At 72.8% G+C, this 25,267-nt stretch carries 22 protein-coding genes; 7 read left to right on the forward strand and 15 right to left on the reverse strand.

Features of this window, described 5'->3' with window-relative positions:
• Window positions 1–19 precede the first annotated feature (19 nt).
• From IE251_RS08360 to IE251_RS08420, 13 genes are all read right to left on the reverse strand, one after another.
• The gene (locus tag IE251_RS08360; protein WP_189752271.1) at window positions 20–817 is read right to left on the reverse strand and encodes an HAD family acid phosphatase; all 798 of its coding nucleotides are present in this window, start codon (window positions 815–817) and stop codon (window positions 20–22) included.
• An 80-nt stretch (window positions 818–897) separates the two neighbouring features.
• Window positions 898–2,013, reverse strand: a complete 1,116-nt coding sequence (locus tag IE251_RS08365) for a pectinesterase family protein (RefSeq protein ID WP_189752272.1) — start codon at window positions 2,011–2,013, stop codon at window positions 898–900.
• Window positions 2,014–2,066: 53 nt separating this feature from the next.
• Window positions 2,067–3,383, reverse strand: coding sequence for a pectate lyase family protein (locus IE251_RS08370; RefSeq protein ID WP_434095159.1), 1,317 nt, complete (start codon window positions 3,381–3,383; stop codon window positions 2,067–2,069).
• Window positions 3,384–3,466: 83 nt separating this feature from the next.
• Window positions 3,467–4,246, reverse strand: a complete 780-nt coding sequence (locus tag IE251_RS08375) for a rhamnogalacturonan acetylesterase (protein WP_189752274.1) — start codon at window positions 4,244–4,246, stop codon at window positions 3,467–3,469.
• Window positions 4,247–4,349: 103 nt separating this feature from the next.
• Window positions 4,350–5,684 carry an ABC transporter substrate-binding protein gene (locus IE251_RS08380; protein WP_189752275.1) on the reverse strand — a complete coding sequence of 445 codons (1,335 nt, stop codon included), beginning with the start codon at window positions 5,682–5,684 and terminating at the stop codon, window positions 4,350–4,352.
• A 637-nt stretch (window positions 5,685–6,321) separates the two neighbouring features.
• Entirely contained in the window at window positions 6,322–7,827 is a 1,506-nt protein-coding gene (locus IE251_RS08385) for a glycoside hydrolase family 43 protein (protein ID WP_189752276.1), read from the reverse strand.
• Entirely contained in the window at window positions 7,824–8,669 is an 846-nt protein-coding gene (locus tag IE251_RS08390) for a DUF6807 domain-containing protein (RefSeq protein WP_189752277.1), read from the reverse strand. The genes IE251_RS08385 and IE251_RS08390 overlap by 4 nt, the downstream gene beginning before the upstream one ends.
• Window positions 8,669–9,808 carry a Gfo/Idh/MocA family protein gene (locus IE251_RS08395; RefSeq protein ID WP_189752278.1) on the reverse strand — a complete coding sequence of 380 codons (1,140 nt, stop codon included), beginning with the start codon at window positions 9,806–9,808 and terminating at the stop codon, window positions 8,669–8,671. Before IE251_RS08395 ends, IE251_RS08390 begins: the two co-directional genes overlap by 1 nt.
• Before the next feature lie 70 nt (window positions 9,809–9,878).
• Window positions 9,879–10,763 (reverse strand): carbohydrate ABC transporter permease, encoded by an 885-nt coding sequence (locus IE251_RS08400; RefSeq protein ID WP_189752279.1) that lies wholly within the window; start codon window positions 10,761–10,763, stop codon window positions 9,879–9,881.
• Window positions 10,760–11,695: a carbohydrate ABC transporter permease gene (locus IE251_RS08405; RefSeq protein WP_189752280.1), complete on the reverse strand. Its 936-nt coding sequence runs from the start codon at window positions 11,693–11,695 to the stop codon at window positions 10,760–10,762. The genes IE251_RS08400 and IE251_RS08405 overlap by 4 nt, the downstream gene beginning before the upstream one ends.
• An 80-nt stretch (window positions 11,696–11,775) precedes the next feature.
• The gene (gene araD, locus IE251_RS08410) at window positions 11,776–13,509 is read right to left on the reverse strand and encodes an L-arabinonate dehydratase (RefSeq protein ID WP_189752281.1); all 1,734 of its coding nucleotides are present in this window, start codon (window positions 13,507–13,509) and stop codon (window positions 11,776–11,778) included.
• Window positions 13,506–14,417: a dihydrodipicolinate synthase family protein gene (locus tag IE251_RS08415; protein ID WP_189752282.1), complete on the reverse strand. Its 912-nt coding sequence runs from the start codon at window positions 14,415–14,417 to the stop codon at window positions 13,506–13,508. The genes araD and IE251_RS08415 overlap by 4 nt, the downstream gene beginning before the upstream one ends.
• Window positions 14,414–15,070, reverse strand: a complete 657-nt coding sequence (locus IE251_RS08420; RefSeq protein WP_189752283.1) for a GntR family transcriptional regulator — start codon at window positions 15,068–15,070, stop codon at window positions 14,414–14,416. Before IE251_RS08420 ends, IE251_RS08415 begins: the two co-directional genes overlap by 4 nt.
• A 286-nt stretch (window positions 15,071–15,356) precedes the next feature.
• Between IE251_RS08420 and IE251_RS08425 the strand changes: the two genes are divergently transcribed.
• The gene (locus IE251_RS08425; RefSeq protein WP_189752284.1) at window positions 15,357–16,577 is read left to right on the forward strand and encodes an MFS transporter; all 1,221 of its coding nucleotides are present in this window, start codon (window positions 15,357–15,359) and stop codon (window positions 16,575–16,577) included.
• Window positions 16,578–16,815: 238 nt separating this feature from the next.
• On the opposite strand, the gene IE251_RS08430 is transcribed toward IE251_RS08425, so the two are convergent.
• Window positions 16,816–17,979: a hypothetical protein gene (locus tag IE251_RS08430; RefSeq protein WP_189752285.1), complete on the reverse strand. Its 1,164-nt coding sequence runs from the start codon at window positions 17,977–17,979 to the stop codon at window positions 16,816–16,818.
• Window positions 17,976–18,917 (reverse strand): 5-dehydro-4-deoxyglucarate dehydratase, encoded by a 942-nt coding sequence (locus tag IE251_RS08435; RefSeq protein WP_189752286.1) that lies wholly within the window; start codon window positions 18,915–18,917, stop codon window positions 17,976–17,978. The genes IE251_RS08430 and IE251_RS08435 overlap by 4 nt, the downstream gene beginning before the upstream one ends.
• A gap of 239 nt (window positions 18,918–19,156) precedes the next feature.
• On the opposite strand from IE251_RS08435, the gene IE251_RS08440 reads away from it, so the two are divergent.
• The 6 genes from IE251_RS08440 (at window position 19,157) to IE251_RS08465 (ending at window position 25,225) form a co-directional block, all read left to right on the forward strand.
• Window positions 19,157–19,966: an NAD-dependent epimerase/dehydratase family protein gene (locus tag IE251_RS08440; RefSeq protein WP_189752287.1), complete on the forward strand. Its 810-nt coding sequence runs from the start codon at window positions 19,157–19,159 to the stop codon at window positions 19,964–19,966.
• A gap of 285 nt (window positions 19,967–20,251) precedes the next feature.
• Window positions 20,252–21,022, forward strand: coding sequence for a DeoR/GlpR family DNA-binding transcription regulator (locus IE251_RS08445; protein WP_189752288.1), 771 nt, complete (start codon window positions 20,252–20,254; stop codon window positions 21,020–21,022).
• A gap of 96 nt (window positions 21,023–21,118) precedes the next feature.
• Window positions 21,119–22,486, forward strand: coding sequence for an ABC transporter substrate-binding protein (locus IE251_RS08450; protein WP_189752289.1), 1,368 nt, complete (start codon window positions 21,119–21,121; stop codon window positions 22,484–22,486).
• Complete coding sequence (locus IE251_RS08455; protein WP_189752290.1) at window positions 22,483–23,418, forward strand: carbohydrate ABC transporter permease; 936 nt, start codon at window positions 22,483–22,485, stop codon at window positions 23,416–23,418. The genes IE251_RS08450 and IE251_RS08455 overlap by 4 nt, the downstream gene beginning before the upstream one ends.
• Window positions 23,415–24,239, forward strand: a complete 825-nt coding sequence (locus tag IE251_RS08460; RefSeq protein WP_189752291.1) for a carbohydrate ABC transporter permease — start codon at window positions 23,415–23,417, stop codon at window positions 24,237–24,239. Before IE251_RS08455 ends, IE251_RS08460 begins: the two co-directional genes overlap by 4 nt.
• The gene (locus IE251_RS08465) at window positions 24,236–25,225 is read left to right on the forward strand and encodes a zinc-dependent alcohol dehydrogenase family protein (protein WP_189752292.1); all 990 of its coding nucleotides are present in this window, start codon (window positions 24,236–24,238) and stop codon (window positions 25,223–25,225) included. The genes IE251_RS08460 and IE251_RS08465 overlap by 4 nt, the downstream gene beginning before the upstream one ends.
• Window positions 25,226–25,267: the final 42 nt, after the last annotated feature.

Consider the following 25,267-nt stretch of genomic DNA (forward strand, 5'->3'; position numbering starts at 1 on the left):
GCGCCCGCCGGCCCGGGCGTCAGGAGACGAAGTACGTCGGGTTCGGCAGCTTGTAGGCGCGGTCGGCGTAGCCGCCCCCGAAGTCCGAGTACTGGTCGCCGAAGTTGGCGATGATGTCGTAGCCGAGGTCCTGCTCGATGTGCTTGCGCGTGGCGGACTTGAACTGGACCGTGGTGCACTTCCAGTTGCCCGGGGTGGCGCAGTCCTTCAGGTAGGCCGGCGGGTTGGCCTTGTCCTTGAGGAACATGTGGGCGGGGTCGAGGTCGACGTCGGCGCCGACCTTCTTCAGGTTCGCCACCGCGGCGGCGCGGCGGGCCTCGCCCAGACCGGTGTTGTAGAAGACCTCGACGCCCTTGGAGTCGGCGTAGCGCACCAGTTCCGGGCTGCCGAAGACGGCCGGGCGGTCGGCCCGGTCCACGTACGCGTTCCAGTCGGCGTCGTTGTACGTGTAGTTGGTGCGCTTCTCGTAGTCCAGGCTGAGCAGCAGGGTGTCGTCGATGTCGAAGACGACGGCCGGCTTCTCGCCCCGGCGGTGGGCCTTGCGGGCGGCCTTGTCGATGTAGCTCCTGGCGTCGGCGTCGATCCGCGCCAGGTCCCGGGCGTAGGGGCTGTCCGGGGACGCCTGGTAGACGCCGTTCGCGTCGGCGGTGGTGCCGTAGTAGGTGTCGATGTCCTTCACCAACTGGCCTATGTTGTACGGCTCGTGGGTGGAGTTGGCGGTCGACTGGCCGGCGGTGGCCGCGCCCGCGCCGTACAGCGCCGCGCCGGCGACGGCACAGGCGGCGCCGGCCGCGAGGGCCCTGAGGGACTTCCGCATGGTTCTCCGATCCGGTGGATGAGAGTGATGTACCAGGTCGGAGACTGTCTACGCGCATCACATCGAGACCGCGAGCCCTGTTACCCGATCGATATGCGAGCCGCTTTCCGGAAACGCCAGTCGCCGAGGTGGGCGGCCGGGGTGTGCAGCGCGGCCTCGGCGGCGGTGAGCTGCGGCCGGTTGGCCGGAACCGTGACCACCGCGCCCGGACCGGAGTTGCGGTACTCGCCGAAGCGCATGGACTGCCACGGGTAGGCGTCGCGCATGTCGGCGTAGGGGGCCACCGGGTCGATGCCGGGCCCGATGACGCTGTCCCGGACGACCAGCGCGGGCCGGGCCGTGGTCTCGTTCGACGGCACCCACGGCCGGGCCAGCTTGTACGCCCCGTCCGCCGCGCCGGAGGTGAACCGGCAGCGCACGGCGAGCATGCCGTACGGGTTGGCCCGGGCGGTGGAGGGCGCGAAGACGAAGCCGTAGGGCGGGGCGGACAGGTCACCGCGGTCCAGGGTGTGGAAGCGGCAGTGCTCGTACACGGCGGTGGCCCGCCCGAAGACGAAGTCGACGTCGCCCTCGATGTGGCAGTGCGCGTAGTACTGCCGGGCGAAGACGGACAGGGCGGTGGAGTCGGCGTACAGGGTGTCCTGGTGGCCGAGGAAGCGGCAGTGCCAGAAGGCGCTCCGGTCGCCCTGTGCCTTGAGCGCGACGGCCTGGGTGCCGGTGGTGTCCGGATGGTCGGCGCGCAGCCAGTCGTTGGCGAAGGTGATCCAGCGGGCGGTGAACCCGTCGGCCTGGACGGTGGTCGTGGCCGAGCCGCTGGTGCCGTGGGTGCCGCCGCCGGGCTTGGGGGTGCCGGCCGCGTTGTCGTACACGATCACCACGTCCCGCGGGTCCTCGGAGGCGCCGATCCAGGTCATCTCCGTACGGCCGGCGTCGACGGTGACCGTCTCGCGGTAGGTGCCGGGGGCGATGACCAGGGTCCGGCCGCTGCCGGAGGCGGCGGTCACCGCGGCCTGGACGGAGGTGAAGTCGCCCCGGCCGTGCGGGTCGACGTACAGGGTGCCCGGGGTGCGGCGGCGGTCCGGGGAGCCGTGGCGGCCGAACGGGCGGGTGCGGGCGTGGGCGGGGGCCGGTGTCAGGGCGAGCGCGGCGGCGGCGCCGGTGCCCGCGGTGAGCAGGGCACGTCTGGTCAGGGGCATGGGAGTCCTCCCTCTCGGGTGGCCGGGGCGGGTGCGCCCCGGCCGGGAACGGGTCAGCGCAGGCGTCCGGCGCCCGCGTGGCGGCCGACGATGCCGGGGACGGCCTGCGGCGGGTCGACCCGGGTGCGCAGCTCGGGGGTCCAGCCGGCGCCGGCCCGGAGGGTCTCGCCGGGCACCTCCGCGTTGTGGACGGCGAGGAGGTCCACCGGGCGGCCGTTGACGTAGTTGTCGGCTGCGGTGACCGGGGCGTCCTTCCACTTCTTCAACACCGAACCGGCCCGGACGCCGTCCGGCAGGGTGAACGCGTTGTGCTCGGCGACGAGTTGGGACTCCATGCCGATGCCGTAGGTGTACGAGTAGCCGTCACCGGCGACGAAGTGGTTGTCGTACGAGTCGACCTGCCCGAAGCGGATGCGCGGGGCCCGCTCGACCAGGTTCCGGAACAGGTTGTGGTGGAAGGTGACCTTCAGGTGCCCGCGGTCGACGGCGGCGGTGGCCGCGCTGTCGCTGTTGCCGATGAGGATCGTCTTGTCGTGGTCCTCGAAGACGTTCCAGGAGGCGGTGACGTAGTCGGAGCCCTTGACGACGTCCAGCTCGCCGTCGTGCCGCTGGTAGATCCGGCCGTAGTACGACGGCAGGGTGCCGTCCGGGTGGTCGCCGTCGGTGAAGGTGTCGTGGTCGATCCACACATGGGTCGAGCCGTGCACCACGGCGCTGTCGTACTCGGAGTTCCAGTTGCCGTCGGCGGTGTCGGTCGGGTCCCACTGCGGGAAGCAGTCGAGGGGGCTCTCGAAGGCCAGGTTGCGCACGATGACGTTGTCGACGCCCTTGATCTGGAGGCTGGCGCCCTTGAATCCGGCGTCGCGGCCGATGCCGACGATGGTGGTGTCGGCGGGGACGGCCGCCTTGATGAAGGCGTCCTGACGGGCGGCGGAGGCGCGGCGCAGGCCCTCGGGGCTGTCGTCGGGTTCGGCGTCGAGGGTCCTGGCGCGGCCCCACACCGCGGGGTCGTAGGTCTTCAGATAGGCGGCGAAGTCGTAGCCGGGCACGGCGAACGCGTCGCAGCCCGGCCCGTCGGCGTCGATCGTGCCCTTCACCCGGACGATCTTCGGCGCGCTGCCGCCGTCGGCGAGGGCTGCCTTGAACTGCTCCCAGGTGGTGACGGTGTACACGTGCGCGGGGTCGGCGGCGGCCCCGCCGGTGGTCCCGGTGCCGTACGCGGCCCAGCCGTCCCGGGCGGGGAGCACCTGCCGGTCGGGGCCGGTGTGGTGGGCGGGGTGCGCGGACGCGGTCCCGGTGACGGCGAGGACGAGGGCGGTGGCACCCACCAGCGCACCCATGACCCGTCCATGACATCTCTGTGTACGCACTGTGCGGCTCTCCTAGATGGCTCGGTGACTCGGTGACTCGGTGGCTCGATGGCCCGGTGGCCCGGTGGCCCGACGAGGGCCGGTCAGGGCGCGGGGGCGGGCGGCCAGGTGATCCAGGACGCCGGGACGTCCTCGTCCAGCCGGCGGACGTCGTGCCGGGCCAGCACGCGGGTGCGCAGCAGCTCGCGCGCCACGAGCCGCGCCACGGCGATGGCACCCGGCGGATTGAAGTGCGTGTTGTCCTGCTCGGTGGCGGTCCAGTTGAAGTAGGTCTTCGTCTCCTCCGCCCCGAGCCGCTGCCACAGCGCGAGCGACAGCGCCTGGATGTCGAGCAGCGGGACCCGCTCCGCCCCGGCGAGCGCCCGCACGGCCGCCGGATAGTCGCCGTGGGTGGGCTGGGCGGTGCCGTCGGCGCCGAACCGGCGGCGCTCCACGGAGGTGGCGAGGACGGGCCGGGCACCCCGGGAGCGGGCGCCGTCGAGGTACAGCCGCAGATACCGCTGGTACGACGTCCACGGCTCGGTGTAGCGGGTGGGGTCGGTGGCCTTCTCGTCGTTGTGCCCGAACTGGACGACCAGGAGGTCCCCGGGCCGGATCACGGCGAGTACGGCGTCCAGCCGGCCCTCGTCGACGAAGCTCTTCGAACTCCGCCCGTTCACCGCGTGGTTGGCGACCGTCAGCTCCTTGTGGAGGAAGAAGGGCAGTGCCATTCCCCATCCGGTCTCGGGAGCCGCGTCCGCGTATTTCCGCGCGGCCGTGGAATCACCGGCGATGTGGAGGGTCCGCGCCTCTTTCCGGGACCGCCCGGCCAAGGGGACGGCGGCGACAGCGGCGGACGTGACCTGTCTGCGCGTGAGGGACACAACCTGCGCCTTTCACATACGTTTCCGACAAGGGGGCGCGGGGAACCGCGCGACCGGCCCGTGACCGGGCGGCGGCTCCCCGCCGCCGCGACCACCGGGAACCTCAGTGGTTCTGCTTCCAGTCCTCCTGGGCCTTGTTGAGCTGATCGGCCAGCAGGTCCAGGAATTCCTTGGCGCTCATCCTGCCGAGCAGCACCTTCTGGAAGTTCGGCTCGTTGTCGGCCTTGGAAATGGTGTTCCAGTCCGGCAGGTAGTACGGCAGCTGCACGATCTTCGTGCCGGCCCCGTCCAGCGCCTCGGCCGCCAGCTTCGCCGGCTCGTTGGCCCGCACCCAGGCGTCCTGCGCGGCCTCAGTGTTGGCCGGCACCGACCCGGCCAACTCGTTCCACTTGCTGTTGGACGCGTGGGAGGCGGCGAACTCGATGAACTTCCAGGCGGCGGCCTTGTTCTTGCCGGACCTGAACAGGGCGAGCCCGTCGACCGGGTTCGACACCTGCACCCGTGTCCCGTCGTCCAGGGTCGGGCTGGGAATCCCCCGGAACCTGCCCTTCAGCGCCTTCTCGTGGTCGGCGTAGGAGCCCAGGTTGTGGCTGAGCATGCCGATGGTGCCGGAGTCCCACTGGGCGACCATCTTGGTGAAGTCGTTGTTGACGTCGGCGGACGGGGTGTTCTTCTTGTACAGGCCGGTGTACTTCTCCAGCGCGGCCACGTTCCTCGGGTCGTTGACGGTGGTCTTGTCGCCGTTCCAGAAGGACGTGATCCCGCTCTGCCCGTACATCGCGTCCAGGGCCTGGGCGATGGAGCCCTCGCCGCCGCGGATGGTGTACCCGAAGGCGTTCTTGTCCTTGTCGGTGAGCTTGTCTGCGGCCTTGTAGAACTTCGTCCAGGTGGTCGGCGGCTCCAGCCCGGCCGCGCGGAACAGGTCGGTGCGGTACCACAGCGTGCCGTTGTTCGCGGACGTCGGCACGGTGTACGTCCTGCCGTCCCCGCCGGCCGCCTTCACGCTCTCCAGGAACTTGGCGTTGAGCTTGCCTTTCAGCGCACTGCCGGCGAGCCGCTCGTCCAGCGGCTCCAGCGCGCCCTGCGCGGCGACCTCGGCCAGCATCGCCGTACCGACGCCGCCGACGTCCGGCAGGCCGCCGCCCTGGATGGCGGTGTCGTACTTGGACTGCGCGCTCGCGGCTGGCACACCGACGTACTTGACCTTGATGTCGGGGTACTTGTGCTCGAAGTCGGCGATGATCTGCTTCCAGACGTCGGTGCGGACACCGCCGTTGTTGTCCCAGAAGGTGATCGTGCCCGTGCCGGAGCCCTCGTCCCCCTTCCCGCCCACGCTGCCGCTGCCGTCGTCGCCGCAGGCGGTGGCGGTCAGCGCGAGGGCGGAGCCCAGGGCCACGGCCAGGGCGGCACGCCTGCTTCTGCGGATACTGCTCTTCATCGGTCGGCTCTCTTCTGCTGGATCGTGCGGGGACAGGTGGTGTGGGGGGGTGCGAAGTCGCCGGCGGGTCAGCGGCGGGCGTACGGCGCCCAGCCGTCCGTGCCGCGCGGACAGTCGGCGACGGTGTACGACGGCGCGTCCGCGCCGCTCGACTACGGCCGGCCGGCGGTGAGGGCGGCGCCGGGGCCGTGGTCGCGGGGTTGCCCTTCCGGGTCGAGGCGGCGCTGACGTGGCCGTTGTGGGTGCCGGTCCGCTGCTGCGGGCCGGAGAACCGCTTGACCAGGGCGGGGACGGCGGCGGCCGGGTCCGGCCGGTAGTCGTGGAAGGCGTGCGGGTCGAACGCCGTGCCGTGCTCGTCGGTGCGCCCGCTGGTGTGCCTCAGAGCCGAGCCGCGCTGCACCAGTTCGGCCGTGGCGTCGGCCAGCGAGGCGAAGCCTGTGCGGCCGGTCGTCGTCGAAGGGCCCGGCGGTCTTCGCGGGGGTCGCGGCCCTCGGGGCGGCGGCCTTCGCCTCGCCCGCCAGGCCGAGGCCGAACGTGGCGACGAGGGCGGTCACGGCGGCGAGGACGGCGCCCGGGCGGGGAAAGCGCTTGCCAGGGATGTGCGTCATTGCGGCTCCCAACAGGGCTTCTCGGGCGGCTACAGGGGCGTGATCCGGAACCGGGTGAAGGTCGCCGAGCCCGCGCGCCCGGGTCCCTCGGGTGCGACCGCGAACAGGCCGAGCAGGGCGCCGACCCAGCGCCAGGGCGTGGCGGCGAAGACCGGGCCGGAAGCGCGGAAGCCGTCCCCGACGTCGTAGGAGAACCGGCACCGCGCCCCGGGACCGGCCTCGATCCGCAGCCGTGCCCGCCCCCCGGGCGCGACGCAGGGCACCCCGGCGTCGCGCTCCCGCTCGGCGACCGCCTCCCCGAACCGGTGCACGAGCCGCACCGTGCCGTCGGCCCCGCGCTCCAGGCCGATCCAGCAGAAGGCGTCCCCGAGCACCACGAGTCCCGCGCGGGCGCCCGGCTCGCCGGCGTCCAGCCGCAGCTCGGTCTCGACCGCGCTCGTCAGCCCGGGCAGCCGCTGGGTGAGGACGTTCGGCAGTCTCCGCGGGTCGTGTGCGTCGGCCGAGCGGACGCAGGTCAGCCGCAGACCGTCCCCGGAGTGCTGGGTGGCCCAGCCGTCGCCGGGGTTGGCGGTCCACTGCCACTGCCGGCCGTACCGGCCGCCGGGGAAGTCGTCGTCGGTGGCGGGCGCGGCGGGCGGCTGCGCCGGCAGCGCGGGCCTGCGGTGTACGGCGACGGGGGCGCCCTCGTCCCCGAGCACCGGCCACCGGTCCCTCCCCCAGCGCATCGGCTGGAGGTGGACCACCCTGCCGTAGGGGCCGCGCTGCTGGAAGTGCAGGAACCAGTCCTCGCCGGCCGCGGTGCGCACCCAGCCGCCCTGGTGGGGGCCGTTGACGTCGGTGTCCTTCTGCTCCAGCACGATCCGCTCCTCGTACGGTCCGAAGAACCCGCGCGAGCGGAACGCCCCCTGCCAGCCGGTCTCCACTCCCCCGGCGGGGGCGAGGATCCAGAACCAGCCGTCGTGCCGGTAGAGCTTGGGCCCTTCGAGGGTGAACCAGCCGGGGATGCGGTCGCCGTCGACGATCACCTTGCCCTCGTCGAGCAGCGAGGTGGCGTCGGGGTGCATCCGGTGGCCGGTGAGGCGGTTCTTGACGCCGGAGCGGGACCTGGCCCAGGCGTGCACGAGGTAGGCCTCGCCGGTCTCGTCGTCCCACAGCGGGCACGGGTCGATCAGGCCCTTGCCCGCCTTGACCAGGTGCGGCCGGGTCCACGGGCCCCTGATCTCGGGGGCGTTGACCTGGAAGACGCCCTGGTCGGGGTCGCCCCAGAAGATCCAGAACCGGTCGTCGTGGTGCCGGATGGACGGCGCCCAGACCCCGCGGTCGTGCCGGGGCAGGGCGAACTCCTCCTCCGGTTCCAGGCGTTCCAGGGCGTGTCCGACGAGGGTCCAGTCGACCAGGTTCCGGGAGTGCAGCAGGGGCAGTCCGGGGGCGCGGCCGAAGCTGGAGGCGGTGAGGTAGAAGTCGTCGCCGACGCGGACCACGTCCGGGTCGGACCAGTCGGCGTTCAGCACCGGGTTGCGGTAGGTCCCGTTCACTGGGCCACCGCCTTGCGGACCAGGGCGGCCAGCTCGTCGCGGGACGGGCGGCCGTCGGCGACGACGGTGACGATCCGGCGCACGACGGTCCCGCCGGGTGCGACGGTCAGCCGCTCGGTGTGCGCCAGGGAGGAGCCCACTGCGGGGTACTCGGCGGCCCGGACGAACCAGGGGTCGCGGCGGGTGTCCCCGGTGGCCCCGGCGAACGCCAGCGTCCACCCGGCGCCGGCCAGCGCGAGCCAGTCGGCGCGGGTGCCGTGCACCTCGCTCTCGCCCTCCCGGTCGGCGGTGAAGACCTCCGGGGGCCGGGATTCCTTGCGGGCCCGCCAGAAGAAGCCGCCGTAGGCCGCGCCGGGCCGCCCGTTGGTGGCGGGGCTGCCGAGGGACAGCGGGCCGGGGGTGACGTTGGTGAGGGAGAAGGTGAAGTCCAGCGCCCACGCGGCCTCGGTGAGCCCGGTGGCCGCGACCGTGCGGCGCTCGCGCAGCAGCTCGGTGCCGGCGGCGGCCCAGCGCAGCTCCTCCACGAAGCCGTCCGGGTCGCACAGCTGGAAACCGGTGTGCCGCTGGACGCCGTGGTTGTCCAGCTCGGTCGGGCCCCGGTCCCGTACGAAGGTGCGGCCGCCCCAGAAGTTGTGCCCCTCGACGTCGGGAACGGCGACACCGACGCCGAGGTGGTGCGCGTGGTCGGCGGGGCTCACCTCGGTGACCGGCGTGCCGGCCAGGGTGGTGACGGGGTGCAGATAGGGGCGCGGGGCGAGCCGTGCGGGCAGGTCGGGCCGGGTGACATAGCGGCCGACCGGGCGGCCCGCGGCCCGCAGGACCAGGCTGTCGTGGGATGTCATCAGGTGCTCACCTCGTTCGGCAGGGCCCAGGAGGCGCCCAGTTCGGAGTAGAGGGCGAGGGTGTCCGCCGCCGCCGCGACCAGGCCCTCCACGCCGGGCACGATCCGGCGCCGTTCGTCCGGCAGCGGCCGCCAGGCGGTTTCCGGCAGGGGTGCCGGATCGGGGGCGGTGCGGATCGCCTCGACGACCCGCATGAAGGCGCCGGTGTCGTCCGGCGGGACCAGCAGCGCGGCGCCGTGCTCCAGGTGGCCGGCCAGGTTCTCCAGCAGGTCCGTGCGGCCGTACTCGGTCTCCTCGGGGCCGTGACCTGAGCGCTGGAGCAGCACCCGGTCCTGCTTGTACCAGAAGGTGATCCGGCCGCGGTCGCCGTGCACCAGTACGTACGGCTCCCCGGGGTGCTCGGCGCACAGGGTGGCGGCGACCGTGACCGGTCCGCGCGGGGTGCGCACGCGGACGCAGGAGGTGTCGTCGGACTCGATGGCGTTGGCGCGCAGCAGCTCGGTCTCGATGCCGGTGACGTCCTCGGCGCGGGTGGTGCCGAGCAGGGCGAGGCTGGTGGCGACGGCGTGTGCGAGGGGGTTGGTGAGCACTCCGTCGACCACGTCGGCGCCGTCCAGCCGCCGCCGGCCCGCCCAGGGGGCCCGCCGGTAGTAGGCCTCGTCCCGGGCCCAGGCACCGGCGGCGCCGACTCCTTTGACCGCGCCGATGGCACCCTCGGCGATCAGCCGCCGGATCGCGGGCACCGCGTGCGAGCCGAGCGACTGGAAGCCGATCTGGCAGGCCACCCGGGCCTGGGCGACCCCGTCGGCCATGCGGCGGAACGCGGCGTAGGAGGGCGCGGGCGGCTTCTCCAGCAGCAGGTGTACGCCCCGCGCGGCGGCGGTGAGGGCGAGTTCGGTGTGGGTCGGGATGGGTGTGCAGATCACGGCGATCCGCGCGCCGGTGGCATCCAGGAGCGCCCCGAGGTCGGCGGACTGCTCCGGTGTGCCCAGGCCGTCCGGGATCTCCGCCCCGGTGAGCGGGGTCAGTTCGCAGATCCCGGCGAGCCGCACCACGCCCCGGGCCTGGAGCCGGCGGATGTTGTCCAGGTGCCAGCGGCCGTGACCGCGGGCGCCGGCGAGGACGACGGGTACGGTCACCGGTTCCTCCCCGCGCCCGCGCCGCGCGCCGCGCCGGCCGGGGTCGCCGCCGGGAGCGGGTGCCGTGGTCTCATCCCTTCACCGCCCCCGCGCTGAAGCCGGTGATCAGCCACTTCTGGATGAAGGCGAACACGATCACCACGGGCACGGCCGCGATGATGCCGCCCGCCGCCAGGGCGCCCAGGTCGACGCTGTCGGAGCTCATCAGGGTGTTCAGGCCGACCGGGATGGTCTGCTTGCCCTGGTCGGAGAGGAACATCAGGGCGAACAGGAAGTGGTTCCAGGCGTGCACGAAGGCGAAGGAGCCGACGGCGATCAGGCCGGGCCGCAGCAGCGGCAGCACCACGATCCGGAAGCCGGTCATGCGGTTGCAGCCGTCCACCCAGGCGGCCTCCTCCAGGGAGTAGGGCACGTTCCGGATGAACCCGCTGATCAGGATCATCGACAGCGGCAGCTGGAAGACGGTCTCGGCGATGACCACGCTGCCCAGCGAGTTGATCATCTGGAGCTTGGCGAAGATCTGGAACAGCGGCACCAGCAGCAGCGCGCCGGGGACGAACTGCGAGCACAGCAGCGCCAGCATGAAGCCGCGCTTGAGCCGGAAGTCGAAGCGGGCGAGCGCGTAGCCGCCGGCCAGCGCGACGACGGTGGTCAGCACCAGGGTGGCCAGGCCGACGTAGACGCTGTTGGTGAAGTAGGTGCCGAAGCCGCGTTCGGTCCACACCTTCTCGAAGTGCTCGAAGGTCATCGGCCAGGGCACCAGGGAGGTGGAGCCGGCCGGGCGGAGCGCGAAGAGCAGGATCCAGTAGAAGGGGATCAGGGTGAACAGCAGGTAGATGGTCAGCGGGACGTAGATCTGCCAGCGCGGGACCTCGTCCCAGGCGCGGCGCTTCCTGCCGGGCCGGGCGGGCTCGGCCGCCACACGCTCGGGAGCGGGAGCGATCTCGGTGATCACCTGGACTCACCTCCGAACTTGCTCAGCCGCAGATAGACGATCGAGCAGAAGAGCAGGATCACGAACGCCACCGTGGTGAGGGCGGAGGCGTAGCCGAAGTTGTGGGCGTCGACGGATGTGTTGGCGATGTACAGCGGCAGGGTGGTGGTCTCGCCGGCCGGGCCGCCGCCGGTCAGTGTGTAGAGCAGGTCGACGTTGTTGAACTCCCACACCGCGCGCAGCAGCGTGGACAGGACGATGGCGTCCTTCAGGTGGGGCAGGGTGATGTGCCAGAACTGCTTGAGCCGGCTCGCTCCGTCGACCTCGGCGGCCTCGTACAGGTCCTTGGAGACGGACTGGAGGTCGGCGAGGATGAGGATCGCGAAGAACGGCACCCCGCGCCACAGGTCGGCGACCACCGCCGCCGGGAACACCGTGGAGGTGTCCGACAGCCAGCTGGTGCCGTACGAGCCCAGCCCCGCGTCGGCGAGGTAACGGCTGACGCCGGTCTGGGAGTTGTAGAGCAGCACCCAGATCGCGGAGGTCAGCACGCCGGAGACGGCCCAGGGGGAGAAGACGAGCGCGCGGCCCACCGCCCGGCCCACGAAGGTCTGGTTGACGATCAGCGCCAGGGCGAGCCCGAACAGCAGCTGCAACGCGACTTCCACCACGACCCACTTGGCGCTGAAGGTCAGGGTGTCCCAGAACTGCGGGTCGTGGGCGAAGGCCTGGGTGAAGTTGTCCAGGCCCGCGAATCCGTTCCGCCAGGGCTTGGTGGGGTTGTAGTTCCGCAGGCTGTAGTAGAAGACACTGAGCACCGGGTAGGCGATGAAACCCAGCATCAGCAGGGCCGCCGGGGCGATCAGCAGGTACGGCAGCCCGCGCGGGGTGGCGGAGGCACGGCGCCGCCGGGGTGGCGCGGGCGGCTTCGCCACGGCTGCGGCTTGGGCCATGACTGTTCTCCGTTCTCGGTGAAGCGCTTTCCGATCGATGTTCGAGATCTCGGCCAAAGGGGGCCGTGATCGCGTGCGGTTCAGCCCGCGTAGGGGTCCCGCACCGTGCCCGGCCGGGCGAGGAACTCGAAGTCGCAGCCGGTGTCCGCCTGGGTGATCTGCTCGCTGTAGAGCGCGCCGTAGCCGCGTTCGTAGCGCACGGGCGGCGGGGTCCACTCGGCCCTGCGGCGCTCCAGTTCGGCGTCGTCCACCTCGAGCCGGAGGGTGCGCGCCTCGACGTCGAGCGTGATCGGGTCGCCGGTGCGCACCAGGGCCAGCGGGCCGCCGACGTAGGACTCGGGGGCCACGTGCAGCACGCACGCGCCGTAACTCGTGCCGCTCATCCGGGCGTCGGAGATGCGGACCATGTCCCGCACGCCCTGCTTCAGCAGGTGGTCCGGGATCGGCAGCATGCCGTACTCGGGCATGCCCGGGCCGCCCTTGGGGCCGGCGTTGCGCAGCACCAGGACGCTGTCGGCGGTGATGCCGAGCGCGGGGTCGTTGATGGTGCGCTGCATGGTCTTGTAGTCGTCGAAGACGACGGCCGGGCCGGTGTGCCTGAGCAGGTGCGGCTCGGCGGCGATGTGCTTGATGACCGCCCCGTCCGGGCAGAGGTTGCCGCGCAGCACGGCGACCCCGCCCTCGCTCGCGACCGGGTTGTCCCGGGTGCGGATGACGTCGTCGTCGTGGACCCGGGCGCCGGCGAGCTGCTCGCGCAGGGTGTCGTGGGACACCGTCGGCCTCTCCAGGTGGAGCAGGTCGGTGATCCGGGACAGGAAGCCGGGCAGGCCGCCGGCGAAGTGGAAGTCCTCCATCAGGTACTTCCGCCCGCCGGGGCGGACGTCGGCGAGGACCGGGACCGTGCGGGCGATGCGGTCGAAGTCGTCCAGGGTGAGCCGGACCCCGGCCCGGCCGGCCATGGCGATGAGGTGGATCACCGCGTTGGTGGAGCCGCCGAGGCCGAGCACGGTGGTGACGGCGTCCTCGAACGCCTCCCGGGTGAGGACGGCGGACAGCCGGCGGTCCCGGTGGACGAGTTCCACGGCGGTCATGCCCGCCTTCGCCGCCATCCGGTCGTGCCCGGAGTCCACCGCCGGGATGCTGGACGCGCCCGGCACGGTCACCCCCAGCGCCTCGGCCGCCGCGGTGAGCGTGGACGCCGTGCCCATCGTCATGCAGTGGCCGGGCGAGCGGGCCAGGCCGCTCTCCAGCTCGGCCATCTCGCAGTCGCCGATGAGGCCGGCCCGTTTGTCGTCCCAGTACTTCCACATGTCCGTGCCGGAGCCGAGGACCTCGCCGCGCCAGTGGCCCGGGAGCATCGGTCCGGCCGGTACGAACACGGTGGGCAGGTCGGCGGAGGCCGCGCCCATCAGCAGCGCGGGCGTGGACTTGTCGCAGCCGCCCATGAGGACCGCCCCGTCGACCGGGTAGGAGCGCAGCAGCTCCTCGGTCTCCATGGCGAGCAGGTTGCGGTAGAGCATGGGGGTCGGCTTCTGGAAGGTCTCGCTGAGCGTGGAGACCGGGAACTCCAGCGGGAAGCCGCCCGCCTGCCACACCCCGCGCTTGACGGCCTGGGCGCGGTCGCGCAGGTGGACGTGGCAGGGGTTGATGTCGGACCAGGTGTTGAGGATGGCGATGACCGGCTTGCCCAGGTGCTCCTCGGGCAGATAGCCGAGCTGGCGGGTGCGGGCGCGGTGGCTGAAGGAGCGCAGCCCGTCGGTGCCGTACCACTGGTGGCTGCGCAGTTCCTCGGGACGCTTGCGGGGGGCGTTCATATGGACCATCCGGCGGCGATGGCGGCGACCTCGGCGCGCTCGTCCTCGGGCAGCGGTCTGCTGGGCGGGCGGACGTCCCGGCGGCACAGCCCGAGCGCGGCCAGGGCCTCCTTGACGACGGTGACGTTGTTGGCGCTGCCCTGCGCGGCGCGCAGCTCCTCGAAGCGGCGGATCTGCTCCCAGACCTTCATGGCGGCCGGGTAGTCGCCGGCGCGCAGCGCGTCCAGCATGTTCCGGGAGACGGCCGGGGCGACGTTGACGAGCCCGGAGGTGAAGCCGGTGGCGCCCGCGGAGAAGTAGGACGGGGCGTACGGTTCGGCGAGTCCGGCCACCCAGACGAAGCGGTCCAGGCCGGCGTCCCGGGCGAAGGCCGCGAAGCGGGCGGCGTCCGGGACGGCGTACTTCACGCCGATGACGTTCGGGCAGTGGTCGGCGAGTTCGGCGAGCCGTGCGCCGGGCAGCCGCTCGTTGCGGATGTAGGGCACGACGCCCAGCTCGGGGACGGCCTCGGCGATGGCGCGGTGGTAGTCGACCCAGCCGGCCGCCGACACGTAGGGGTGCACCGGCTGGTGAACCATGATCATCCGGGCGCCGAGGCCCTCGGCGTGCCGGGCGGAGTCGATCGCGGTGGGCAGGTCGTGGCCCACGCCGGCCAGGATCACGGCGCGGTCGCCGGCCTCGTCCGCGGTGAGCTCGGCGACCAGCCGGCGCTCCTCGGGGGTGAGGGCGTAGAACTCGCCGGTGTTGCCGTTCGGGGTGAGGGTGGTGATGCCGCCGTCGAGCAGACGGCGCAGCAGCGCCCGGTGGGTGGCGGTGTCGACGGTGCCGTCCGCGGCGAACGGGGTCACCGGGATGGCCACCACGTCGGCCAGGGCCGCCCGTTGGGTCTCGAAGGTCACGCTGCTCATTGCTCGCCTTCCGTGGGGAGGGGCTCGGGGAACGCGCGGCGGACGAAGGACGCGATGTGGGCGTGCAGGGCGCCCGCGGCCCCGTCCGCGTCGCCGTCCAGGGCGAGCCGCAGGATCTCGCGGTGCTCGGCGGCCTCCCGCTCCCAGGAGGGGTCGGTGGCCCAGGCCACGGCGGAGACGAGGGCGGCCTGGTCGCGGACCTGGTCCAGCATCCGGGCGAGCAGCGGGTTGCCGCACGGCAGGTACAGGGCGCGGTGGAACTCCCGGTTGGCCAGGGAGCGTTCGGCGGTGTCGGTGGCGCCGTCGGCGCGGGTCAGCGCATCGCGGGCGGCGTCCAGGGAGGCGCCCTTGGTCACGGCCCGGCGCAGGGCCTCCGGCTCCAGCAGCAGCCGTACGTCGTAGACCTCGCGCGCCATGTCCGCGTCCACCATGCGCACCGTGACGCCCTTGTACTGGCTCATCACGACCAGGCCGGTTCCGGCGAGGGTCTTCAGCGCCTCGCGCACCGGGGTCTTGGACACCCCGAACTGCGCGGCCAGTTCCGTCTCGACCAGGGCCTGACCGGGCGTCAGCTGCCCGGTGAGGATGCGGTGTTTGATCGCGTCCAGCACGTATTGCGTGCGGGACGGGATCGGGGTGGGCACAGAGGTCATGCGGCCCTCTCGGATCTCACATATCGCGTCTCATATATGACGTACGAAGTACGACGCGTTGAAGGTAGGAGGGGCCGAATGTTTCGTCAATGCCTCTGACAAAGGAAGTTGCGGCGACTCGGGTTCCGGTTCGCGAGGGCACGAGCGGCCCGGTGGCACTCCATGGGGTCCCGCGCCGCCTTGGCCCGACCCCGGCCCCTCCTTACCGGCACCCCCGTCCGCGCCCCCCGATCCTGGGCATCCTCCCGATCCCCGTCCCCCTGCCTTAGGCCCACGATGGGCGGGCATGACGACTTCTCCGACCGTGTTCCGCGTGCTGCGGGACCGTGATGCCGCGCTGTATCTGGGTGCCGTGGTGGTGTCCGGGTTCGGCACCTCCTCCCTGTGGCTGGCCTCGGGGGTGTGGGTGAAGGACATGACCGGCTCCGACGCCCTCGCCGCGCTGTGCATGCTCGCGATGTGGGCGCCCTCGCTCGCCGGACCGGCCCTCGGTACGCTCGCCGACCGGGTGCGCCGCAGGCCCCTGCTGATCTGTCTGAACCTGGGCCTCGCCGCGCTGCTCCCGGTGCTCTTCGCCGTCGGCTCCCCGGACCGGCTGTGGATCCTGTACGCCGTGCTGCTGGTGTACGGCGCCGCCGGCACCGTCCATGACGCGGCCGAGTCGGCGCTGGTGACCACCGTGGTCGGCACCGGCCTGCTCGGTGACTTCAACGGACTGCGGATGACGGTCACCGAGGGCATGAAACTCGTCGCCCCGTTGACCGGCGCGGGCCTGTACGCGGCCTGGGGCGGCCCCGCCGTGGCCTGTCTGGACGCGGCCAGCTTCGTGCTCGCGGCCGGGATGTGCGCCCTGCTGCGAGTCCGCGAGGAGCGGCCCGTGCGGTCGGGCGAGGGCTGGTGGCGGGAGACCGCCGAGGGCACCCGCCACCTGTGGGACCACCCGGCGCTGCGCCCGCTGGTCCTGGCGGGCGGCCTGACGATGCTGTTCACCTCGCTGGCCAGTACGGCGGTGTACGCCGTGGTCGACCGCCTCGGCCACTCCCCCGCCTACCTGGGCGTGCTGTACGCCGCCCAGGGCGCCGGCTCGGTGGTGGCCGGGCTGCTCGCCGGGCCGGCGCTGCGCCGGCTGGGCGCGCGGCGGCTCGCGGCGGCCGGGATCGCGCTGACCGCGGTCGCGGCGGCGGCGCGGGCGGTGGCGTGGGACCCGGTGGCCCTGGCGTCGAGCGTGGCCGGCGGGCTGGGCCTGCCCTGTGTGCTGATCGCCGCGCTCACCGCCGTGCAGCGGCGCACGCCGGGGCCGCTGCTGGGCCGGGTCACGGCGACCGCCAACACGCTGATGTTCACGCCCACGGCGGTCGGGCTGGCCGCCGGGGCCGGCCTGGTGGAACCGGCCGGCCCCGGGCTGCTGCTGCCGCTGTGCGGCCTGGCCCTGCTGGCGACGGCCGTCCCGCTGCGGAAACGGCCGCCCGCCCCGGCGAAGTCGCCGGCCGAAGCGGACCTGGCATGAACCTTCTCGGCCCCACGGCGCAGTCCCCGACCGGCCCCCGGCCGAGCACGTGCCCGCCGTGGTCGCCGAGTGCGGCGAGCACGGCGTCCAGGGGCTGGTCTGCGGCCGACCGGGGCTTCACAGGAACCCCCTCCGCGAAGCCCCGGCCGAACCGGACCTCACGTGAACCCCTCGGCCGGCGTCCGCCTCGTATGCCCCCCTCCGCGAAGTCCCGTCCGGCGCCGGCCTCGTAGGCCCCTCAGCGGGCCGCCAGCCCCGCACGCACCGCGGCCAGGTCCTCGTCCGAGGCCAACCCGGCATGGTACAGCCGCAGTTCGGTGGCGCCGTCGGCACGCGCGCGGGCCGCGTCCGCCGCGAGCGTGCCGGGGCTGCCGCCCATGCCGGTGACGACGGTCAGGTTGGCGGCCAGCACCGTGTCCTGGCGCGCCTCGGCGGCGAACGGCGCCAGCAGGGCCGTACCACCGGTGCAGGGCACCACGACGCCGTCGGCCACGGACAGGACGTGGGCCGGGTCGACGCCCGCGTTGGCGCCGCAGTGGTAGGAGACCGGGTCGGCGTGCAGCAGCACCCGGAAGCCGTGCGGCGCGGCGGCGCGTACGGCGGCGACGGCCTCCTCCTGGAGGGTGCGGGCGGTGGTGTCCCGCCACGCGCGCGTGGCCGTCGCCGTCTCCTCGCCGAGCAGCTTCTCCACCGTCGGCCAGCCGGTGTCGTCGGCCGTGCCCCGCCACAGCGGTTCCAGCGCCCGGCGCACGGCCGCGGCCAGCGCGTCGGCGTCCAGGCCCTGCTCGCCGTAGCCGTCCCGGCAGGACGGGCAGAAGCACAGGGACATCAGGTACTGCCCGGCCTCCCCGAGGGGCACGCCGGCGGTCTTGTCGTGGGCGTGCAGGTGCTGGAGCCCGTACCAGCCCAGGGACTCCAGTTCGGTGCCCCGCGCGCCGGGGCGTGCGGCGGCCTCGGCGGCCAGGTCGGTCAGGTACGCGCGCGTGCCGGGCTGGGCGACGCAGGGCGCCCACGGGTAGCGGTCGCCGTAGGCGTTGACGACGGAGGTGTCGGGGTGTTCGGCGCCCATGCGGGAGTTGTGGGCGAGGACGACCCAGGTGTGCACCTCCAGCCCGGCCCCGGCGAGGGCCTCGGCGGCCTCGGCGTAGGCGTTGCCGGGGGCCCAGCGGCCGGCCGGGTAGGGCCGCAGGCCGCGGCCCGCCCAGCGGTCACCGGGCGGGTAGAGGACGGCCGCGTACTCGGCGGTGACGATCCGGTGCCGGGGATGGCGGGGGGTCAGCGCGCGGGTGGAGTGGTACGCGGCGGCGAGGGTGACCTGCTCGACGCCGAGCCCGGCGATGCGCGCGGGCGCCTCCGGGTCGCCGACCACGTCCCAGGGGTAGACGAACGCCGAGGCCCTCACGCCTCCCCCTCCAGCAGCGCCTGGCCGCGCTCGATGAGCCGGGCGAGCTGTTTGACGTGGTCGTCGGCCGGTTCGTGCAGCGGGGGCCGGACCTCGCCGACCTCCAGGCCGCGCAGCCGTACGCCCGCCTTGACCAGGGAGACGGCGTAGCCGCGGCCTTGGGCGCGCAGGTCGGCGAACGGGCCGTAGAAGCCGTCCAGGAGGCGGTGCGCGACGGTCAGGTCACCGGTGTGCAGGGAGCGGTGGAAGGCGAGGGCGATCTCGGGGGCGAAGCAGAACACCGCGGAGGAGTACAGGGTGATGCCGAGCGCCCGGTAGGCGAGCTGGGTCTGCTCGGCGGTGGGCAGGCCGTTGAAGTACAGGAAGTCGCCGCCGGCCTCGGTGCGGACGGCGCTGACCACGCGCTGCATCAGGTCGAGGTCGCCGAGGCCGTCCTTGAGGCCGATGACGCCCTCGGTGCGGGCGAGTTCGACGACGGTCTCCGGGGTGAAGACGGCGTTGTCGCGCTGGTAGACGATCACCGGCAGGGCGGTGGCCGCGGCGACCTCGCGGTAGTGCCGCAGCAGGCCCTCCTGGCCTGCGAGCACCAGGTACGGCGGCATGGCGAGAAGGCCGTCGGCGCCCGCGGCCTCGGCGAGCCGGGCGTAGCGGACGGCGAGGGCGGTGCCGTATCCGGCACCCGCGACGACCGGGACGCGTCCGTCGGCGGCCTCGACGGCCACGCGGACGCAGGCCTCGAACTCCTCCGGCAGCAGCGCGTGGAACTCCCCGGTGCCGCAGGCGGCGAAGACGGCGGCGGCACCGGCTTCGACGCCCCGGCGCACATGGGTGCGGTAGGCGTCCAGGTCGAGTGCGCCGCCCGGGCCGTAGGCCGTGACGGGGAAGAAGAGCGGCCCGCGCGGGTCGCGGAGCCGGGCGGCGAGAGGGGCTGGCGTCACAGGCGCTCCCTGTCAGTGCATGTTTCTGATCACTGTCTATATTTCTGAACAGCCTCACGCTAAGGGCCGCAATTGCGGCGGGTCAAGCCGGAGTACGGGCAACAGAGCAGCGGATTCGTCCGAGGCGGGGCACACTTGACGCGGCACGGCACCCCTCCCTAGCGTGTCCACGCATGTGAACCCTGTCCATACATGCGTCCGTTGAGGACACCGGTTCCCGGACCCAAGGAGATCGAAGGATGCCCGCTCCCCGCACCGTCCTGCTCACCGGCGCCGCCGGCGGGCTCGGCACCCTGATGCGCTCCCTGCTGCCGGCGTACGGCTACACGCTGCGCCTGTTCGACGTGCGCCCCGTCGAGGGCGAGCCGGACGCCGTCACCGCCGACCTCACCGACAAGGACGCGCTGCGCGAGGCGGTCCGGGGCGTGGACGCCGTACTGCACCTCGCGGGCATCTCCCTGGAGGCGCCCTTCGAGAAGATCCTCCGGTCGAACATCGAGGGCACCTACAACCTGTACGAGGCCGCGCGCCGGGAAGGCGTGGCGCGGATCGTCTTCGCCTCCTCCAACCACGCCGTCGGCTTCACCCCGGCCCCGCGCCCGGGCGAGCCGCTCATCCCGGTCGACACCCCGCGCCGCCCGGACACCTTCTACGGCCTCTCGAAGTCCTTCGGCGAGGACCTGGCCCAGCTCTACTGGGACAAGCACGGCCTGGAGACCGTCTCGGTGCGCATCGGCTCCTGCTTCCCGGAACCCACCAGCGTGCGCATGCTCTCGGTGTGGATGAGCCCCGCCGACGGCGCCCGCCTCTTCCACGCGGCGCTGACCGCCGAGGGGGTCGGCCACACGGTGGTCTACGGCTCCTCCGCCAACACCCGCCTGTGGTGGGACCTGAGCAGCGCCCGGGCGCTCGGCTACGAGCCCCGGGACGACTCCGAGCCGTACGCGGCGAAGCTCGTCGCCGAGCAGGGCGAGCTGGACCCGGAGAACCCGGCCCACGGCCACCTCGGCGGGCACTTCGTCAACGACCCGCCCATCTGGCCGTACTGAAACCCCCGCCGGCCGCCGGGTGACTCCCCGGCGGCCGGAAACCGACGTCCACGCGCGCGGGCGGGCACCGAACGGGCCCGCCCGCCGCCGTGTCCGGGCACCCGCGGTGCCCGAACCCACCCGGTGCCGGACGGCCGCGCAGGTCCGCCCCGGACACGCCTCGGGTGAAGCGGGCACAAACGGGCAGCATCGGGCCCGCGACAGACCTGGTCAGCGCCGCGCACCGGCGGTAGAACTTCCCCCATGGGCCCGAACGGGCAACTCCACAGGGAGGTGGGTGACGACATGGGCACGCGGACCGCGGAGGAACGCCGGCGCGAGATCGTGCGGGCCGCCCGCGCCACCGGCTCGGTGGACGTCTCCGCCCTCGCCTCCGAACTCGGCGTGGCCAAGGAGACCATCCGGCGCGATCTGCGCGCGCTGGAGGACCACGGCCTCGTCCGCCGCACCCACGGCGGCGCCTACCCGGTGGAGAGCGCCGGCTTCGAGACGACGCTCGCCTTCCGCGCCACCAGCCGGGTGCCCGAGAAACGCCGGATCGCCGCCGCGGCGGCCGGGCTGCTCGGGGAGGCCGAGACGGTCTTCGTCGACGAGGGCTTCACCCCGCGGCTCATCGCCGAGGCGCTGCCCCGGGACCGGCCGCTGACCGTCGTGACCGCCTCCCTGCCGGTCGCGGGCGCCCTCGCGGAGGCCGACCAGGTGTCCGTGCTGCTGCTCGGCGGCCGGGTCCGCCCGGGCACACTGGCCACCGTCGACCACTGGACGACGAAGATGCTGGCCGGCTTCGTGATCGACCTCGCCTACATCGGGGCCAACGGCATATCCCGCGAGTACGGCCTGACCACCCCCGACCCGGCGGTCAGCGAGGTGAAGGCGCAGGCCGTCCGGGCCGCCCGCCGCACCGTCTTCGCGGGCGTGCACAGCAAGTTCGGCGCGGTGAGCTTCTGCCGGTTCGCGGAGGTCGGCGGGCTGGAGGCGATCGTGACCAGCACCCTCCTGCCGTCCGCCGAGGCCCACCGCTACTCCCTGCTGGGCCCCCAGGTCATCCGGGTCTGACCCACCCGCCCCACCCAGCCGCCCCTTCCCTGGCCGCGGCACCCCTTCATACGCCCTTTATCACCCTTTACCTCCCCTTCTCTCCAGGAGTGATCCATGCGCACCCCGAGCCGACGGAGGCCGCGAGCGGCGCTCGCCGTGGCCGCCGGGACGCTGCTCGCCCCGCTGCTGTCCGGCTGCTGGGCCGGTGCGGGCGGGTCCGGTTCCGGCGGCGACGCCATCAACGTCCTGATGGTCAACAACCCGCAGATGACCGAGTTGCGGAAGCTGACCGCCACCCACTTCACCCGGGACACCGGCATCAAGGTCAACTTCACGGTCCTGCCGGAGAACGACGTCCGCGACAAGATCAGCCAGGACTTCGCCAACCAGGCCGGCCAGTACGACGTCGCCACCCTGTCCAACTACGAGATACCGATCTACGCCCGCAACGGCTGGCTGCGCGAGATGGACTCGTACGTGGCCAAGGACCCCTCGTACGACGAACCGGACGTCCTGCGCCCCCTGCGCGAGGCCCTCACCGGCGCCGACGGCAAGCTCTACGGGCAGCCCTTCTACGGCGAGTCGTCCTTCCTGATGTACCGCAAGGACGTGTTCGCGGCGAAGGGCCTGACGATGCCCGCCCGCCCCACCTGGCGCCAGGTCGCCGAGCTGGCCGCGAAGACGGACGGCGCCCGGCCCGGCATGCGGGGCATCTGCCTGCGCGGACTGCCCGGCTGGGGCGAGCTGACGGCACCGCTGACCACCGTCGTGAACACCTTCGGGGGCACCTGGTTCGACAAGGACTTCAAGGCCCGGCTCGACTCGCCCGCCTTCCGGCAGGCGACCGAGTTCTACGTCGGCCTGGTCCGCCGGCACGGCGAGTCCGGCGCCGCCCAGTCCGGCTTCGCCGAGTGCCTGAACAACATGACCCAGGGCAAGACCGCCATGTGGTACGACGCCACCTCCGCCGCCGGACTGCTGGAGGCGAAGGGCTCCCCGGTGCGCGGCAAGCTCGGCTACGCCCCCGCGCCCGTGGAACGCACCGCCTCCTCCGGCTGGCTCTACACCTGGGCCTGGGGCATCCAGCAGTCCTCCCGCAACCCGGACAAGGCCTGGAAGTTCGTCTCCTGGGCGTCCGGCAAGGGCTACGAACGGCTGGTCGGCGAGACCAGCGGCTGGGCGAACGTCCCGGCGGGCAAACGGGCCTCGACGTACGCGAACGCCGACTACCGGGCGTCCGCCGCCGCCTTCCAGGACATGACCAGGAAGGCCATCGAGAGCAGCCGCCCGGACGACCCCGGCGTCCAGCCGCGCCCCGCGCCCGGCATCCAGTTCGTCGGCATCCCCGAGTTCACCGATCTGGGCACCAAGGTCTCCCAGGAGATCAGCGCGGCCATCGCCGGACGCCAGTCCGTCGCCTCGGCGCTGCGCGAGTCCCAGCGGCTCGCCGAACGGATCTCCGAGGAGTACGAGGGACGATGACCGCGACGACCGCACCCCTGACCCGCACCCCGGTACGCGCCGCCCGCCGGCCCCCCGCCCGGCTGCGCGCCTGGGCCACCCGGGCCCCGCTGCTGCCCGCCCTGGTCTTCCTGATCGCCGTCACCCAGCTGCCGTTCGTGGCCACGCTGGTGATCTCCTTCTTCGACTGGAACGCCCTGTACCCCAAGGCCCGCCGCTTCACCGGCCTGGACAACTACCGCCAGGTCCTGACCGACGCGGACCTGCGCCACTCGGTGTGGACGACCGTGCTGCTCACCGCGGCGGTGGTGCTGGCCAGCCTGGTCCTGGGACTCGTGCTGGCGCTGCTGCTCGACCGCCGGTTCCGCGGCCGGGGCATCGTGCGCACCCTGCTCATCGCGCCGTTCCTGGTGGTGCCGGTGGCCGCGGCCCTGCTGTGGAAGCATGTGCTCTACAACCCTGAATACGGCTTGTTGAATGGCTTGTCGCACTATGTGGGCGGCCCACAGCCCGACTGGATCTCCCGCACCCCGCTGCTCGCCGTCGAGGTCTCCCTGGTGTGGCAGTGGACGCCGTTCATGATGCTCATCCTGCTGGCCGGGCTGCAGAGCCGGGACCAGCAGCAGATCGAGGCGGCCCGGGTGGACGGCGCGGGCGACTGGCAGATCTTCGTCCACCTCACGCTGCCGCACCTGCGCCGCTACCTCGAACTCGGCGCCCTGCTGGGCTCGATCTACATCGTGCAGAACTTCGACGCGGTGTTCACGATCACCTCCGGCGGCCTGGGCACCGCCAACCTGCCCTACACCGTGTACCAGAGCTTCTACCAGGCCCACGAGAACGGCCTGGCCTCCGCCGCCGGGGTCCTGGTGGTCATCGGCTCGCTCGTCCTCGCGACGTTCGCGCTGCGCGTGGTGTCGTCGCTGTTCCGCGAGGAGGTGTCCCGCGCATGAGGACCGTACGCCGCCACGGGGCCGGCCTGCTGGCCTGGTTCGCCGGGATCGTGTTCTTCCTGCCCATCGCCTGGATGGCGCTGACGTCCTTCCACTCCGAGGCGGACGCGGCGACCAACCCGCCGTCCTTCACCGCCGCCCTGACCCTCGACGGCTACCGCGCGTTCTTCGGCAGCGACGGCGGCGCGAGCCCCTGGCCCGCGCTGGCCAACTCGGCGGTGGCCTCCCTCGCCTCGACGCTGCTGGTGCTGCTGCTGGCCCTTCCGGCCGCGTACGCGCTGTCGATCCGGCCGGTGCGGAAGTGGACGGACGTGCTGTTCTTCTTCCTGTCGACGAAGATGCTGCCGGCCGTGGCGGGCCTGCTGCCCGTCTACCTGTTCGCCAAGGACGCCGGGCTGCTCGACAACATCTGGCTGCTGGTCGTCCTGTACACCTCCATGAACCTGCCGATCGCGGTGTGGATGATGCAGTCCTTCCTCGCCGAGGTGCCGGTCGCGGTCATCGAGGCGGCCCGGGTGGACGGGGCCCGGCTCCCGGTCGTCCTCACCCGCGTGGTGGCCCCCATCGCCCTGCCCGGCATCGCCGCCACCGCCCTGATCTGCTTCATCTTCAGCTGGAACGAACTGCTCTTCGCCCGGGTCCTGACGGGCGTGGTCGCCGAGACCGCCCCCGTCTTCCTGACCGGCTTCATCACCAGCCAGGGCCTGTTCCTGGCGAAGGTGTGCGCCGCGTCGCTCGTCATCTCCCTGCCGGTACTCGCCGCGGGGTTCGCCGCCCAGGACAAGCTGGTCCAGGGCCTGTCGTTGGGAGCCGTGAAATGAAGGCCGCCGTCATCGAGTCCGTGGGCCGCGCCGTCGTCACCGAGGTCCCCGACCCGGTGCCAGGACCCCGCGAGGTCGTCGTCGAGGTCGCCGCCTGCGGTCTGTGCGGCACCGACCTGCACATCCTCCAGGGCGAGTTCGCGCCCAAGCTGCCGATCGTGCCGGGGCACGAGTTCGCCGGCGAGGTGGTCGGGGTCGGCACCCAGGTCACGGAGCTGTCGCCCGGCGACCGGGTCGCGGTCGACCCCTCCCTGTACTGCCACGAGTGCCGCTACTGCCGCACCGGCCACAACAACCTCTGCGAACGCTGGGCGGCGATCGGCGTGACGACGGCCGGCGGCGCGGCCCGGTACGCCGTCGCCCCCGTGGCGAACTGCGTACGGCTGCCCGAGCACGTGCGCACCGAGGACGCCGCCCTGGTGGAACCCCTGTCCTGCGCGGTACGCGGCTACGACGTGCTGCGCTCCCGCCTCGGCGCGCACGTGCTGATCTACGGCTCCGGGACGATGGGCCTGATGATGCTGGAGCTGGCCAAGCGGACCGGCGCGGCGAGCGTGGACGTGGTCGACGTGAACCCGGCCCGCCTGGAGACCGCCCGCCGGCTCGGCGTCACGGGCGCGGCGGGGGGCGCGGACGAACTGGACCGGCCGCAGGGCTGGGACGTGGTCGTGGACGCGACCGGCAACGCGGCGGCGATCCAGGACGGCCTGGACCGGGTGGCGAAGGCGGGCACCTTCCTCCAGTTCGGCGTGGCGGACTACGCGACCCGCGTGACCATCGACCCGTACCGGATCTACAACCAGGAGATCACGATCACCGGTTCCATGGCCGTGCTGCACAGCTTCGAGCGGGCGGCGGAACTGTTCGCGAACGGGGTGCTGGACCCGGAGGTCTTCATCAGCGACCGGATCCCGCTGGAGCGCTACCCGCAGGCGCTGGAGCAGTTCGCGGCGGGCGTGGGGCGGAAGATCGTGGTGGTGCCGTAGGCCGTCCGGCGGGTTCCGTGGGCCGTTCGGCGGGTTCCGGCC

It is taken from the genome of Streptomyces eurythermus, from assembly GCF_014649115.1.
Classification (GTDB): Bacteria; Actinomycetota; Actinomycetes; order Streptomycetales; family Streptomycetaceae; genus Streptomyces; species Streptomyces eurythermus.